Source organism: Streptomyces sp. HUAS CB01 (genome assembly GCF_030406905.1).
Classification (GTDB): Bacteria; Actinomycetota; Actinomycetes; order Streptomycetales; family Streptomycetaceae; genus Streptomyces; species Streptomyces chengbuensis.
Genome location: NZ_CP129137.1, coordinates 3657209 through 3670515, shown reverse-complemented (window position 1 = coordinate 3670515; position 13307 = coordinate 3657209). Strand labels below are relative to the sequence as shown.

Sequence of the window (13307 nt, the reverse complement as noted above, 5' to 3'; positions counted from 1 at the left end):
ATCCGCCGGGGCCGACGGCGCTCGCCGGTCAGGGAGTTGAGGTGTTCGCCGGGGGTTTCGGGGCTGCCGGGGCCCGGCCGGCCCCGGACGGCTTCCGCGTCTCCGGACGGCGCAGGGTGAGGACGGCGACGGCGAAAGCCGCCACGAGCAGGCCCGCACCCACCGTGAACGCCAGCCGGTAGCCGGAGGTCAGGGCCGCCGATGCGGACGATCCCCCGGCCAGCAGGTGCTCGCTGCGAGCCGCCGCCAGTGTGGACAGGACCGCGACGCCCAGTGCCATGCCGACCTGCTGCGTGGTGTTGAAGAGCCCGGACGCCAGTCCGGCGTCGTCGTCCCGCGCGCCGGACATGGCGAGCGTCGTCAGCGCGGGCAGGGCCAGTCCGAAGCCCGCCGCCGCCAGCATGACCGGCAGCAGGTCGGTGACGTAGTCGGCGCGTACGGGAAGGCGGGTGAGCAGGACCATCATCCCGATCAGCAGGACGAGGCCCGCCGGCAGGACATTCCGCTCCCCGAAACGGGCGTTGAGCCGGGCCGAGACGCCCAGGGACACCGCGCCGATGACCACGGCCGCCGGCAGCATCGCGAGTCCGGTGCCGGCGGCTCCGTACCCGAGGACCTGCTGCAGGTACTGGGCGACGAGGAACTGGAACGTGAAGAGCGCGGCGACCATCAGCATCTGGACCGCGTTGGCGCCCGTGACGCCTCGGGAGCGGAGGATCCGCAGCGGTACGAGGGGCGTCGCGGCGGTCGCCTGGCGGACGGCGAACGCGATCAGCAGCGCGACGGCCGACGAGCCGAGGCCGAGCGTGTGCGCCGAGTCCCAGCCGTACCGCTCGACCTCGACGACCGCGTAGATGCCGGTCATCAGTCCCGCGGTGACCAGGAACGCCCCGACGGCGTCGGCTCCTTCGCGCAGGCCCGGTCCGCGGTCGGCCGGCAGTGCGGGCACGGCGACGGCCAGCACCGCGAGCCCGATCGGCAGGTTGATGAAGAAGATCCAGTGCCAGTCGAGGGCGTCGGTGAGGACGCCGCCGAGTACCTGCCCGAGCGACGCGCCCGCCGCTCCCGTGAAGCTGAACACGGCGATGGCCCTGGCCCGTTCGGCGGGCTCGGCGAACAGGGTCACCAGGATCCCCAGTCCGACGGCGGAGGCCATCGCGCTCCCGGTGCCCTGGAGGAACCGGGCGGCGATCAGCACTGCGGGCGACGACGCGAGGCCCGCGAGCAGCGAGGCGGCCGTGAACACCGCGGTCCCCGCGAGGAACATCCGTTTGCGCCCCAGCAGATCGCCCAGTCGCCCCGCCAGCAGGAGCAGGCTTCCGAACGGGATCAGGTACGCGTTGACGACCCAGCTGAGTCCCGCGGGAGAGAAGCCCAGGTCGCGCTGGATGGCCGGCATGGCGACGGTGACGATGCTCCCGTCGAGGATCGTCATCAGCAGGCCGGTGGCGAGGACCCCGAGGGCGACCCAGCGCGAACGGAGGGCGCTGCCGGCGGTGGGGTCGGTCGCGGCGGTGGCGGGCTCGGTCGCCGCGGTGCCGTCGGTGGCGGGGGTGGCCGGAGGCGGAGCGGGAAGTGCGGACATGCGGTCTCTCCCGTCGATGGGTGCAGGCGTGCACACGTCGACGGCCCGCGGGCACGGGACAGTTGGGCGCGTCGACCAAGAGAGACCGTAGCAGATGGTTTTGTTGCAGACTATTTTTTACGGATCGTCTTTGTGTTTCCTCGGGGCGTTCGCTCACCTCTCCCGCTGGCGTGCCCGTCGTGCCGGGCGGGGGCTCTCGACGGGTGCCGCGAGGTGGTCCTCGGCCAGCACGGTCAGCGCCCGCAGCAGGGCGTCACGCTCCGGCCGGGGGAGTGACGACAGTGCCTGCCGGTGCACGGAGTCGACGAGCTCCTGGCTGCGTCCGGCGATCCGCGCGCCCTCCTCCGTCACCGCGATGATCCGGGCGCGACGGTCCGACCGGGACGGCCTGCGCTCCGCGAGCCCGGCCTTCTCGAGTGCGTCCACCGTGACGACCATGGTGGTCTTGTCCATGTCGCCGATCTCGGCGAGCTGGGCCTGGGTGCGCTCCTCCTCCAGGGCGTGGACCAGCACGCAGTGCATCCGCGGCGTCAGGCCGATCTCGGCGAGCGCGGCCGACATCCGGGTGCGGAGCACATGGCTGGTGTGGTCCAGGAGGTAGGAGAGGTCGGGTTCGCTGCGGGTGGGTGCCATGGCCGTCATGGGTCCAAGCGTAAACAATTCGGTCCGTGGCGGATTATCCGGAAGCTTATGTTCTCGCCGCGGTCCCGTGAGGGCGTGTCAGACTCCGCCCATGACCTCGGAGACGATCAACGCAACGGCGGCCGGCGGCTGGACACTCGGCGACCTCACGGTCAACCGGATCGGGTTCGGCGCCATGCGCCTGACGGCGGGCGCCGACGGCACCCCGAGCGACCGGGACCGGGCGGTCGCCGTGCTGCGTCGCGCGGTCGAGCTCGGCGTGAACCACATCGACACGGCCGCGTTCTACTTCTCACCGCTCCGGTCCGCCAACGAGCTGATCAACACCGCGCTCGCGCCGTACCCCGACGACCTCGTCATCGCCACCAAGGTGTGGGCCGGACGGGACCCGTCCGGCGACTGGCGCTGGGCCTCGCCGGCCGAACTGCGCGGCCAGGTGGAGGAGAACCTCCGCCAGCTCGGCCGCGACCATCTCGACGTCGTCAACCTCCGTGTCCCGAGGAGCAAGGCGACCGGCTCCATCGCCGAGCACTTCGGCGCCCTGGCCGAGCTCCGGGAAGCCGGACTCGTCCGCCACCTCGGCGTCTCCAACGTCACCCCCGGCCAACTCGCCGAGGCGCGGGCGATCGCGCCGGTCGTCTGCGTCCAGAACGCCTGCGCCATCGGAGTGCCGGGCGTGGAGCAGGAGTTCATCCGCGCGTGCGGTGAACAGGGCATCGCCTACGTACCGTTCTTCGCCATCGCCGGCCGGGGCCGGGAGGCGGGAGTCACCGGCGACGAGCACGACCCCGTCCTCACCGTCGCCCGTACCCACGGCGCGACCCCCGCCCAGGTCCGCGTGGCCTGGACGCTCGGACTCGGCCCGCACGTACTGGCGATCCCGGGCACGGGGGATCCCGCGCATCTGGAGGAGAACGTCGCGGCGGGCGCGCTGCGGCTCACCGGGGAGGACATGGCCCTGCTGTCGAGCGTCCCGCACGTCTGACCGCCGGGGACGAGGTGTCGTCCGCCGCCCGGCCGTGCGGCGCCGGGACCTCGGACCGGGCCGTCGGGCACCGTGCCGGCCATGCGGCGGCGGGGCCGGTCACACGGCGGGGGTGAGCGCCAGCGCCACACCCAGGCCGACCAGCACCGAGCCGATCACCCGGTTCAGTACGGCCTGGCGGCGCAGCATCCGGGCCCGCAGCGTCTCGTGCGAGAAGCACAGCGCGGCCAGGCTGAACCAGACGAGATGGGCCACCGACATGAACAGCCCGTACCCGATCCGCTGGGCGAGGGGCGTGCCCGCGGTCACGACCTGGGTGTACGTGCTGACCACGAACAGCATGGTCTTGGGGTTGAGCGCATTGGTCAGGAAACCGGTGCGGAGTGCCTGCACCCGCGAGAGCCCGCCCGGGCCGGACAGATCGATGTCCAGGCGGGTGCGGGCGGTGAACGTCCTGACCCCGACGTGGACGAGGTACAGCGCCCCGACCAGTTTCATCACCGTGAACAGGGCGGGGCTGCCGCTGACGAGCAGCCCGACGCCGAGCATGGTGTAGGCGACGTGCACCAGCACGCCCAGGGATATCCCGACAGCTGCGAGCAGCCCGGCGGTCCGGCCGTACAGGTAGCTGTTGCGCACGGTCATGGCGAAGTCGGCGCCGGGACTGACGACGGCCAGGACGGTGATGACGGCGACGGCGATGACCTGGGTCATTCTCGGCTTCCTGATGAGGGGACGGGTCGGTACGGGACGGTCGCCGGGCCGGCGCCCCACGCGGAGTGCCGGCGCCCGAGGTGCAACGTCCGGGGCCCGACGGCGCGATGCGGGGGTGCCGGCCGCGGCGGCTCAAGGGCGGCGCGCCATCAGGAACGCCTGCCGTCCCTGCCGGGGCCGCTCCCGCTCGTCGGGCTCGCGGACCAGCGTGGCCTCCACGTCGAGCCCGGCCCGGGCGACCATCGCGGCGACCCGGTCCGGGGGCGTCCAGTAGACGTCGAGCGAGAGCTCGTGTCCGTACGCGTGGTCCAGATGCCGGAGTTCGTCGCCCGCCTTGAACGCGAGCAGCAGCCGCCCGCCGGGGGAGAGCACCCGCCGGAACGCGGCGAAGACCTCCGGCAGTGCCTCGGGAGGGGTGTGCACCGTCGAGTACCAGGCGACGATCCCGCCGAGCGAGCCGTCCGCCGCGTCGAGGGCGGTCATGTTCCCCACCTCGAACCGCAGCTCCGGGTGCGCACGCCGGGCGACCGCGACCATCGCGGGCGACAGGTCGATCCCGGACACGTCCACCCCGAGCCCGGCCAGATACGCCGCGATCCGCCCGGGGCCGCAGCCGGCGTCGACCACGGGCCCCGTACCCGCCTCCGTCACCAGTTCGGCGAGCGCCCCGAGCACGGCCCGGTCCAGCGGCTTGGTCGCCAACTCCGCCCGCACCAGCACGTCGTAGTCGACGGCGACGGTGTCGTAGGCGATCCGCGCGGAGCGCACATGGAGTGATTCGGCACCGTGGTCCCGGCAGGCGGCGATGACGTCGGCGGAGCGGTCCGGGGCGGCGTCGGGCAGCGGCATGGGCAGAACGCTAGCCCCGCCCCTCGCCAGGAACCGCACCGGCCCGGGGAGAACGCCCGGCCCCGGTGCGTGCCCCTGCTCCTCCCCTGGCTACGTGGCGCGGGGCTGGTTGAACCGGAGCATGTTCCCGGACGGATCGCGGAACGCGCAGTCCCGCACCCCGTACGGCTGGTCCATGGGCTCCTGCAGCACCTCACCGCCCGCGGCGCGGACCCGCTCGAACGTGGCGTCGACGTCGTCGGTCCGGAAGATGACGCCGCGCAGCATGCCCTTGGCCAGCAGTTCGGCCACCGCCTGGCGGTCGGCGTCCGTGGCGTTCGGGTCCGCGAGCGGCGGCTCGAGGACGATCTCCACGTCCGGCTGTGAGGGTGAGCCCACGGTCACCCAGCGCATGCCCTCGAAACCGACGTCGTTGCGCACCTCGAGACCGAGTGCGTCGCGGTAGAAGGCGAGCGCCTTGTCGTGGTCGTCGACGGCGATGAAGCACTGCGAAAGCTTGATGTCCATGCCTGTCACGCTACGGACCGGTGGGGCTCTTCGCTTCTCCGTTCCTGACCGGCCTGGTGTGGATCTTCGCGATGCAGGCCGGGACGGCCGCACCGTGGTCGTGGTCGCGGGCCCGGTACGCGCTCGGGCTCTCGCCGACCAGCTCGGTGAACCGCGAGCTGAACGAGCCGAGCGACGTACAGCCGACCTCCATGCAGACCTCCGTCACCGTCAGGTCACCACGGCGCAGCAGGGCCTTGGCCCGCTCGATCCGGCGGGTCATGAGGTAGCTGTAGGGCGTCTCGCCGTAGGCGGCCCGGAAGCTGCGCGAGAAGTGCCCCGGCGACATGAGGGCGATGCGGGCCAGCGCCGGCACGTCCAGGGGCTGTGCGTAGTCGCGGTCCATCGCGTCACGGGCCCGGCGGAGCCTGACGAGGTCGGAGAGGGGTACGCGGGACACAAGGACACGGTACAGACCGGCCGGAAGCCGGAAGCCGGAAGCCGGAAGCCGGAAGCCGGAAGCCGGAAGCCGGAAGCCGTACGGACCGGTGACCGGTGGGGCCCCGGCCCGTACCGTTCCCGTGTCCGTGTCCGTGTCCGTGACCGCGTCCGTGACCGTGCCCGAGTCGCCCGTGCCCGAGTCGCCCGTGCCCGTGGCCCGCGTACCAGCCCGGTGACCTGCGCCGCGACTCCGTCGGTTCTCAGCCTGCTTCCGGTACGGCGGGCGAGAATCCGTACACCGCCCAGTCGGCGAGCGTGCGATAGCCGAGGCGCTGGTAGAGGGCGTTGCTGGTGGGGTTGGACAGGTCCGCGAACAGCACGACGTCCCGCGCGCCCGCGGCCAGCGCGGCCCGGCTCACCTCCGCCGTCACGGCACCCGCGTAGCCGCGACCGCGCAGGTGGGCCGGCGTGTAGACGATGTCCACCTGGATCTGGCCGCCGATCATCGGGTTCATGCCCGCGACGGAGACGGGGGTGCCGTCCGGGGTCTCCCAGAGCGTGTAGCGCTTGTCGGCGTAGCGGGTGTCGGCCCATGTGTCGGCGTCGATGGACACGTCCTCCCCGACGGCCTTGGCGAACTCACCGCACCAGTACATGACGTGCTCCAGGTCCTCCTCGCCCAGGAGACGGCCCCGTCCCGCCGGCAGGGGGTCCGGTGGGGTGAGCGTGCCGAGGCGGTACAGCCGGAGTCGGGTGTCGCGGAGCTTCGGCGTCGCGCCGGTGTGGCGCTGCCAGGCCTCGGCGAAGGCCGTGGCGGTGCCGTGGTCCGCGCTGACGGAGGGGAAGGAGTACCCGAGGGCGGTCAGGCGGGCGGCGAGGCCGTCGGCCTCCTCGGGCGTGAGCGGGGTGAGACCGAGACCGCTGGACGGGAGGCGGTAGAAGGTGGCGTGGACCTCGCCCCCTCGGTCCAGCATCCCGAAGACGGGGGCTGCGGTGCCGAACGCCTCCGCCCCACGGGCTCGCAGTCTCGCGGTCCACGTCAACGGCATGACGTGCCGGCCGGGCTGCGAGCGCAGGAAGTCCCCGGCTCGGGCGAGGAAGTCGTCGACGTCTTCGGTGAGGTGCCAGTCATCCGATCGCATGCCCCATGGTCGCCCATGCCGACGGGGGCGCCTCGGGGTTTCCGCCGGGGGTGAGGCCGCGGGGCCCCCTACCGCTGCGCGGTCCTGCGGTACGGGGACGGAACGGGCAGCCGCCCCGTCCCGGTCATGGCGACGCCTCCCGCGAGAGGGCGAGGAAGTACCGGACATCGGCTGCCAGAGCCGACATCTGTTCCCCGGCCTCCAGCCAGGTGGTGACCGAGGCGCTCCAGCCGCCCGCGTCCTTCGGCCACGGGCGCAGCGTCCATGTCAGGCCGACGTGCCCGCCCGGCCGGAACACGGCCGAAACGATCAGGTCCCGGTCGTCGGTCCGCCAGCACCGTTCGCCGTCCCAGCCCCGGTGGTCGGCGGCGAGCTCGTCAAGGAACGCGGGGAGACCGCTGTCCCTGATCCAGGCGACGACCTCGTTGACACGAGCGCTCAGACCGGGGGCCCGCAGCTCGACGGCATAGTGCACGGAGTCTGCGTCGAAGCCGAACCGGTCGCAGAACGTCACGCCGACGGACGCGTTGTCCTGGCAGCGGATGGTCACGCCGGCCCCATCGTCAGTGCCGACGTCTGGTGTGGTCATGGGCGGAACGCTAGGTCAGCAGCCCGTTCGAGGTCACTCGGATGGACCGAGACGTGGCTCATCTCCAGCGAGCCACGTCACGGCGGCCTCGGCCGTCCACTGGCCCGCGCGGGTGACGGAGCGCACTTTTGCAAGCAGGTGCTTGCAATTGTTAGCGTCGATGGCGCACCATCGACACCATGGCATCCCTCAACGTCGGCAGTCTCGGTGACTATCTCCGCGAGCAGCGGCGCAACGCGCAGCTGTCGCTGCGGCAGCTCGCCGACGCCGCCGGGGTGTCCAATCCGTACCTGAGCCAGATCGAGCGCGGGCTGCGCAAGCCGAGCGCCGAGGTGCTGCAGCAGGTCGCCAAGGCGCTGCGGATCTCCGCCGAGACGCTGTACGTCCGGGCCGGGATCCTCGACGAGCGCGAGCGGGACGAGCTGGAGACGCGGGCCGTCATACTCGCCGATCCCTCGATCAACGAGCGGCAGAAGCAGGTGCTGCTGCAGATCTACGAATCGTTCCGCAAGGAGAACGGCTTCGACGCCGATACGGATAAGGACACCTCTGAGGACGGCCCCCGCACGGCCGCAGGAAGTGGTGCCGACCAACCCTCATCACCCGAAGTCTGAACCGACGAATCTGCGATCCGGGAGGACCACAGTCATGGCCATCACCGATGACCTGCGCAAGACCCTCACCGACCCGACCCCCCTCTACTTCGCGGCCGGCACCGCCGACCTGGCCGTGCAGCAGGCACGGAAGGTGCCCGCGCTGATCGAGCAGCTGCGTGCCGAGGCGCCCGGCCGTATCGACGCCGTGCGGGAGACCGACCCGAAGGCCGTGCAGGCGAAGGTGGTGGCTCAGGCCCGGGAGGCCCAGGCCACCGTGCAGGCCAAGGTGACCGAGGTGCTCGGGAACCTGGACACCGACCTGAAGAAGCTCGGCGAGAACGCGCAGGACCTGGCCCTGCGCAGTGTGGGCGTGGCCGCGGAGTACGCGGTCCGGGCCCGCGAGACCTACGAGAAGGTCGCCGAGCACGGTGAGCAGGCCGTGAAGGCGTGGCGCGGCGAGGCCGCGGAGGAGATCGCCGAGATCGCCGTCGCCGTCGAGCCCAAGGCGGAGCCGAAGCCCCAGCCCAAGGCCGAGGCGCCTAAGCCGCCGAACGGTGCGGCGAAGACGCAGACCGCCCCGAAGCCGGCGGCCAGGGCGGAGGACAGGAAGCCGGCGCCGCCGGCCGCCCGCAAGCCCGCGCCCCGCAAGCCCGTGGCGAAGAAGTCCACCAGCCCGCAGGCCGGGAAGTAGCGGCACCGCCCCACGGGCGGCCCTCGCGGCCGCCGGGGGGCGCACATCCCACGGGCCGGGCACCTTTCGGGTTCCCGGCCCGTTGTGCGGGTACGTTGGCCTTGTCCTGGCCGTACCGTGGTCGTGACGCGTTTCAACCCACTAGGCGGTGCACAGCATGTTGCTCGAGGGATTCGGCACGATTCTCTGGCTGCTCAATCTGGCCATGCTCATCCTCGCCCTGGTCGCGCTGGGTTTCGCTGCCTTCGCCCGGGAGGACGCGTACCGTGCGGCCGACAAGCAGTCGAAGATGTTCTGGCTGATTCTGCTCGGTGTCACGGTCGCCGTGAACCTGTTCGTACCGATGCTGTTCCTGCAGATCGCCGGTCTGATCGCCACGATCGTCTTCATGGTCGACGTCCGGCCCGCACTCCAGCAGGTGTCCGGCGGCGGCCGGCGCGGCGGCTCCAGCAGCGACGGGCCGTACGGGCCCTACAACGGCGGACGGTAGGCGGTCGCGGGAGCGTCCCCGGCAGAGCCCGTCCGAGGCATCCTGAGGCCCGGCCCCCGGCCGGGCCTCAGCCGTGCGCCCGGTCGCGGTCCAGCAGCAGCACGGCGACGTCGTCGGTCAGATCGCCGCCGTTCATCTCGCGCACCTCCGCCACCGCGGCCTCCAGCAGCGACTCGCCGCTGAGACCGGCCGCGAGCTGGCGGTTGACCATGTCGACCATGCCGTCCTGGCCCAGCCGGTCCCCGCCCGGTGCGGTCCGGCCCTCGATCAGGCCGTCCGTGTACATCATCAGGCTCCACGCGGCACCCAGCTCCACCTGCCGGCGCGGCCAGCGGGCGCGCGGCAGCAGGCCCAGCGCCGGGCCGCCGTTCTCGTACGGGAGCAGCCGCGCGGGCCGGCCCTTGCGGACGATGAGCGGGGACGGGTGCCCGGCCAGGCACAGGCCCGCTCGCCGGCCGTCCGGGGCGATGTCGACCGTGCAGAGGGTCGCGAAGATCTCGTCGCTCTCACGCTCGTGCTCCAGCACCTGCTGGAGCGTGGAGAGCAGCTCGTCGCCGCACATCCCGGCGAACGTCAGTGCCCGCCAGGCGATGCGCAGCTCCACGCCGAGGGCGGCCTCGTCGGGGCCGTGCCCGCAGACGTCGCCGATCATCGCGTGGACCGTGCCGTCCGGGGTGCGGACCGTGTCGTAGAAGTCACCGCCGAGCAGGGCGCGGGAGCGCCCCGGCCGGTAGCGGGCCGCGAACCGCAGGTCGCTGCCCTGCAGCAGCGGGGTGGGCAGCAGTCCCCGCTCCAGCCGGGCGTTCTCCTGCGCCCGCAGTCGCGACTCGGCGAGCTTCACCTGGGCGCTGTCGGCGCGTTTGCGCTCCACGGCGTAGCGGATGGCCCGGCTGAGGACCCGTCCGTCCAGCTCGTCACGGTGCAGGAAGTCCTGTGCCCCGACCCGTACCGCCTCGGCGGCGCGGTCGGCGTCGGCGTCCGCGGTCAGCGCCAGCACGGCGTGCTTCGGCGCGATGCGCAGGACGTGCCGCAGCACGGCGAGCTCGTCGCCCTCGGCGCGGTCGCGGGCGGTGCCGGGCAGCGCAAGGTCGACGAGGATGCAGTGGATGTCGTCCGTGAGCAGCCGCTCGGCCTCGGTGAGGTTGCGGGCCGTGCGGATGCGGACCCGCGTACCGGCGGCGCCGAGCAGCTCGGGGACGGTGAAGGTGCCCGCCGGGTCGTCCTCGATGACGAGGAGCGTGAGATCGCCGCCGCCCGAGGACTCCTGTACGGGGCCGGCGGCGAAGGGACCTGCGGTGAGGGGCGCTGCGGCGATGAGGCCTTCGGTGACTGCTGAGCCGGTCCGCTGGCGCGGAACGGGTACGGACATCGGTGTGTTTCCTTCCCTCCCCCCGAGGGCGCGGTGGGTCGACGAACGACGTCCCACCAGACGGGGACCATAGCGGTAGCGGGGGGTGCGGGGGAATGGCGTTCCGGGAAGAGTGGCTGGCATATGCCGCGCATCAGGGCGTAGTTGCTCCCCGGGTGATGACGAACGTCACGCAGTGCAGGTGAGCCGGGTCACGCAACTCCCGCGTGACCCGGCTCACTCCATCCTTTTTGTTGTGGTTCCGCTCACTTGTCCGGGCGGACCACCCCGAGGATCGCCATCGAGCCCGCACCCGCCAGCGTCACGTTCCGCCCGGGGCGGGGTGCGTGGACGATCGCGCCGTCTCCCACGTACATCCCCACGTGGCTGGCGTCGGCGTGGTAGATGATCAGGTCGCCCGGCCGCATGTCCTTGATGTCGATGCGCGGCAGCAGCCGCCACTGCTCCTGCGAGGTGCGCGGGATGCCGCGCCCGGCGGCCGCCCAGGCCTGCGAGGTCAGTCCGGAGCAGTCGTAGGAGCCCGGCCCCTCCGCACCCCAGACGTAGGGCTTGCCGATCTGCCGGGTCGCGAAGGCGACCGCGGCCTTGCCCTGCCCGCTCGCGCGGCCGTTGATCTCCTTGAGGACGCCGGAGTCCAGCCAGGCCGTCTGGGCCCGGTACGCGGCTTCCTGCTCCAGCTTCTGCAGTCGCGCCAGCTCTTCCTTCTGGAGCTGTGCCTCTATCTTCCGGGCTGCGGCGATCTGCTTGTTGATCTCCTTCTTGTGCTTCTCCTTCTTGACCCGGTTCGCCTCCAGTAGCGCCCACTGGGCGCTGGCCTCCTTGCTGTACGCCCGCAAGTCGGCCTGGGTCCGGTTCAGTTCGCCGAGGAGGTCCTTCGTCGCCTTGCCGCCCGCCTTGATGCGTCCGGCGGCGTCGAGGAAGAGCTGCGGGTCGTCGGTGAGGACCAACTGCGCCTCCGGCGGCAGTCCGCCGCCCCGGTACTGGGCGCGGGCCGTGGCGCCGGCCCGGTCCTTGAGGTCGTCGATCCGGGTCTGCCCCTTGACGATCTCCTTGGCCAGCTTCACGATCTGGGCCGACTGCCGGTCGGCCTGCTCCTCCGCCAGGTTGTAGGCGTCCGTGGCCGAAGCGGCCTTCCGGTAGAGCCCGTCGAGCTCCTTGCGCACCTCTTCCAGGCTCTTCCTGGGAGGCTCCGGCGGTTGGGGCACGGCGAAGGCCTGGCCGGGCGCGGCCAGCAACGTCACGGCGCTCACCACCGTGATGGCGGCGGCGGCACAACGGCGTCGGTTCACAAGTCCCCCTCCGGACAACGCCAGACGACTCTCGGCTCCATTTGATTTACCGTCAGTAACTTACGGCTGTCGACGCGATGGTGCCACGACCCGCGCCAAAGCGACAGGGCAAGTCCGCCCCGGTCCTGTCTGTCACCCGTCCGCAGTCCGGTCCGTCACCCTTCACGCGCCCCCCTGTTCCCGCGGATGGACCAGCCGTAGATCACTTCCACCCCTCCGACGAACGAACCCCGGTCCGCGTTCCCGATCCGATCACGGCGTTCCGGGTGTCCGCCTTCGCGCCCGGCGCGTGCGCCTCGCGCCCCGCTCGCGGGCAGCAGCGCATCGGCCGCAGCCCGGTGGAGACGTGCCGGCAGTGCGTCGCTCGGCAGGACCACCGGTGCCGGCGACAGCGCGGCTCAGCCGGAACCGGGCGCCAACGCCGCCCACTTGACGGTCACTTCGCCCTGGCGCCACCGCCGCCGGCCGTCCGTCCGCGCGTCGGTCAGCGGCCAGTCCGCGGCCAGCAGACCCACCGCCCTGATCCAGCGCTGCCGCGCACCGAGCGAGGCGTACGGCGCCGCGGCCGCCCACGCCCGGTCGAAGTCGCGCAGGAACGCGTGGACCGGCTCGCCCGGCACATTGCGGTGGATCAGCGCCTTGGGCAACCGTTCGGCGAGGTCGGAGGGTCGGTCCAGCGAGCCGAGGCGGGTGGCGAAGGTGACGGTCCTGGGGCCCTCCGGTCCGAGCGCCACCCACACGTGCCGGCGGCCGATCTCGTCGCAGGTCCCCTCGACCAGCAGGCCACCGGGTGCGAGCCGGGCGCACAGCCGCTGCCACACCTCGGCCACCTGCTCCTCGTCGTACTGGCGGAGTACGTTCGCGGCCCTGATGACCAGCGGACGGACGGGGTCCGGCAGCGGGACCTCGAAGCCGCCGTGCACGAAGCTCAGCCCCTCCCGCGCGTACGGACGGGCGGCCTCCACCCGGGCCGGCTCGATCTCGACGCCCACGACGCGGGTACGGGGCTCCGCCGCGCGGAGCCGCTGCAGCAGTTCCACCGCGGTCCAGGGGGCGGCCCCGTAGCCGAGGTCGACCGCGACGGGCGCGGCCGCCGAACGGCGCAGGGCGGGGCCGTGCATGGCGGCGATCCAGCGGTCCATGCGGCGCAGCCGGTTCGGATTGGTGGTACCGCGCGTCACCGCGCCCACGGGGCGGGACGAGGGCGTGACGGGGCGCGGGGACATGCACACGAGGGTAAACCGGAGGAAATCGGCGCCGGTACCGGTCGCGGGGGCGGGGTACCCGGGCGAAGGTGGGGGACGGCCGTGGCCGCGGGAGTGCCGCCTCCGGCGTCGCCGCGGGCCGCCCGCGCGCCCCGGGCAACGATTGGGCAAAGGGGGAGGGGGACAGGAAATGAAAGAGACGGTTCCACTGTTGACCGGCTTTGGAGGGCCCTG

Annotated in this window: 15 protein-coding genes; 4 read left to right on the top strand and 11 right to left on the bottom strand. The window is 72.3% G+C overall.

What is annotated here, in order from left to right; all coding sequences use genetic code 11:
- Positions 1-28: 28 nt before the first annotated feature.
- Positions 29-1435 (bottom strand): MFS transporter, encoded by a 1407-nt coding sequence (locus tag QRN89_RS16215; protein WP_390701575.1) that lies wholly within the window; start codon positions 1433-1435, stop codon positions 29-31.
- Positions 1436-1738: 303 nt separating this feature from the next.
- Positions 1739-2227, bottom strand: a complete 489-nt coding sequence (locus tag QRN89_RS16210) for a MarR family winged helix-turn-helix transcriptional regulator (protein ID WP_290350144.1) — start codon at positions 2225-2227, stop codon at positions 1739-1741.
- 91 nt (positions 2228-2318) lie between these two features.
- Between QRN89_RS16210 and QRN89_RS16205 the strand changes: the two genes are divergently transcribed.
- Complete coding sequence (locus QRN89_RS16205) at positions 2319-3212, top strand: aldo/keto reductase (RefSeq protein ID WP_290350142.1); 894 nt, start codon at positions 2319-2321, stop codon at positions 3210-3212.
- Positions 3213-3311: 99 nt separating this feature from the next.
- On the opposite strand, the gene QRN89_RS16200 is transcribed toward QRN89_RS16205, so the two are convergent.
- From QRN89_RS16200 to QRN89_RS16175, 6 genes are all read right to left on the bottom strand, one after another.
- Positions 3312-3926 (bottom strand): LysE family translocator, encoded by a 615-nt coding sequence (locus tag QRN89_RS16200; protein WP_290350140.1) that lies wholly within the window; start codon positions 3924-3926, stop codon positions 3312-3314.
- 132 nt (positions 3927-4058) lie between these two features.
- On the bottom strand, positions 4059-4775 hold the full coding sequence (locus QRN89_RS16195) for a class I SAM-dependent DNA methyltransferase (RefSeq protein WP_290350139.1): 717 nt from the start codon (positions 4773-4775) through the stop codon (positions 4059-4061).
- A gap of 90 nt (positions 4776-4865) precedes the next feature.
- Entirely contained in the window at positions 4866-5282 is a 417-nt protein-coding gene (locus QRN89_RS16190; protein WP_290350138.1) for a VOC family protein, read from the bottom strand.
- A gap of 10 nt (positions 5283-5292) precedes the next feature.
- Positions 5293-5667, bottom strand: a complete 375-nt coding sequence (locus tag QRN89_RS16185; RefSeq protein ID WP_290353732.1) for a helix-turn-helix transcriptional regulator — start codon at positions 5665-5667, stop codon at positions 5293-5295.
- Positions 5668-5962: 295 nt separating this feature from the next.
- Positions 5963-6844: a GNAT family N-acetyltransferase gene (locus QRN89_RS16180; RefSeq protein ID WP_290350137.1), complete on the bottom strand. Its 882-nt coding sequence runs from the start codon at positions 6842-6844 to the stop codon at positions 5963-5965.
- Between the two features lie 124 nt (positions 6845-6968).
- Positions 6969-7433, bottom strand: a complete 465-nt coding sequence (locus QRN89_RS16175) for a DUF6228 family protein (RefSeq protein ID WP_290350135.1) — start codon at positions 7431-7433, stop codon at positions 6969-6971.
- Positions 7434-7612: 179 nt separating this feature from the next.
- Here QRN89_RS16175 and QRN89_RS16170 point away from each other — a divergent pair, with 179 nt between their 5' ends.
- From QRN89_RS16170 to QRN89_RS16160, 3 genes are all read left to right on the top strand, one after another.
- The gene (locus QRN89_RS16170) at positions 7613-8047 is read left to right on the top strand and encodes a helix-turn-helix domain-containing protein (RefSeq protein WP_290350134.1); all 435 of its coding nucleotides are present in this window, start codon (positions 7613-7615) and stop codon (positions 8045-8047) included.
- 34 nt (positions 8048-8081) lie between these two features.
- The gene (locus tag QRN89_RS16165) at positions 8082-8720 is read left to right on the top strand and encodes a hypothetical protein (protein WP_290350133.1); all 639 of its coding nucleotides are present in this window, start codon (positions 8082-8084) and stop codon (positions 8718-8720) included.
- A 157-nt stretch (positions 8721-8877) separates the two neighbouring features.
- Positions 8878-9210, top strand: coding sequence for a DUF2516 family protein (locus QRN89_RS16160; protein ID WP_290350132.1), 333 nt, complete (start codon positions 8878-8880; stop codon positions 9208-9210).
- A 67-nt stretch (positions 9211-9277) separates the two neighbouring features.
- On the opposite strand, the gene QRN89_RS16155 is transcribed toward QRN89_RS16160, so the two are convergent.
- From QRN89_RS16155 to QRN89_RS16145, 3 genes are all read right to left on the bottom strand, one after another.
- The gene (locus QRN89_RS16155) at positions 9278-10579 is read right to left on the bottom strand and encodes a PP2C family protein-serine/threonine phosphatase (RefSeq protein WP_290350131.1); all 1302 of its coding nucleotides are present in this window, start codon (positions 10577-10579) and stop codon (positions 9278-9280) included.
- Positions 10580-10824: 245 nt separating this feature from the next.
- The gene (locus QRN89_RS16150; protein WP_290350130.1) at positions 10825-11868 is read right to left on the bottom strand and encodes a C40 family peptidase; all 1044 of its coding nucleotides are present in this window, start codon (positions 11866-11868) and stop codon (positions 10825-10827) included.
- Between the two features lie 398 nt (positions 11869-12266).
- Complete coding sequence (locus tag QRN89_RS16145) at positions 12267-13094, bottom strand: class I SAM-dependent methyltransferase (RefSeq protein WP_290350129.1); 828 nt, start codon at positions 13092-13094, stop codon at positions 12267-12269.
- Positions 13095-13307: the final 213 nt, after the last annotated feature.

What these genes read in the sequence shown, in the direction of transcription:
- QRN89_RS16215 (WP_390701575.1), bottom strand. Translation starts at nt 1,435, where the DNA reads ATGACGATCCTCGACGGGAGCATCGTCACCGTCGCCATGCCGGCCATC.
- QRN89_RS16210 (WP_290350144.1), bottom strand. Translation starts at nt 2,227, where the DNA reads ATGACGGCCATGGCACCCACCCGCAGCGAACCCGACCTCTCCTACCTC.
- QRN89_RS16205 (WP_290350142.1), top strand. Translation starts at nt 2,319, where the DNA reads ATGACCTCGGAGACGATCAACGCAACGGCGGCCGGCGGCTGGACACTC.
- QRN89_RS16200 (WP_290350140.1), bottom strand. Translation starts at nt 3,926, where the DNA reads ATGACCCAGGTCATCGCCGTCGCCGTCATCACCGTCCTGGCCGTCGTC.
- QRN89_RS16195 (WP_290350139.1), bottom strand. Translation starts at nt 4,775, where the DNA reads ATGCCGCTGCCCGACGCCGCCCCGGACCGCTCCGCCGACGTCATCGCC.
- QRN89_RS16190 (WP_290350138.1), bottom strand. Translation starts at nt 5,282, where the DNA reads ATGGACATCAAGCTTTCGCAGTGCTTCATCGCCGTCGACGACCACGAC.
- QRN89_RS16185 (WP_290353732.1), bottom strand. Translation starts at nt 5,667, where the DNA reads ATGGACCGCGACTACGCACAGCCCCTGGACGTGCCGGCGCTGGCCCGC.
- QRN89_RS16180 (WP_290350137.1), bottom strand. Translation starts at nt 6,844, where the DNA reads ATGCGATCGGATGACTGGCACCTCACCGAAGACGTCGACGACTTCCTC.
- QRN89_RS16175 (WP_290350135.1), bottom strand. Translation starts at nt 7,433, where the DNA reads ATGACCACACCAGACGTCGGCACTGACGATGGGGCCGGCGTGACCATC.
- QRN89_RS16170 (WP_290350134.1), top strand. Translation starts at nt 7,613, where the DNA reads ATGGCATCCCTCAACGTCGGCAGTCTCGGTGACTATCTCCGCGAGCAG.
- QRN89_RS16165 (WP_290350133.1), top strand. Translation starts at nt 8,082, where the DNA reads ATGGCCATCACCGATGACCTGCGCAAGACCCTCACCGACCCGACCCCC.
- QRN89_RS16160 (WP_290350132.1), top strand. Translation starts at nt 8,878, where the DNA reads ATGTTGCTCGAGGGATTCGGCACGATTCTCTGGCTGCTCAATCTGGCC.
- QRN89_RS16155 (WP_290350131.1), bottom strand. Translation starts at nt 10,579, where the DNA reads ATGTCCGTACCCGTTCCGCGCCAGCGGACCGGCTCAGCAGTCACCGAA.
- QRN89_RS16145 (WP_290350129.1), bottom strand. Translation starts at nt 13,094, where the DNA reads ATGTCCCCGCGCCCCGTCACGCCCTCGTCCCGCCCCGTGGGCGCGGTG.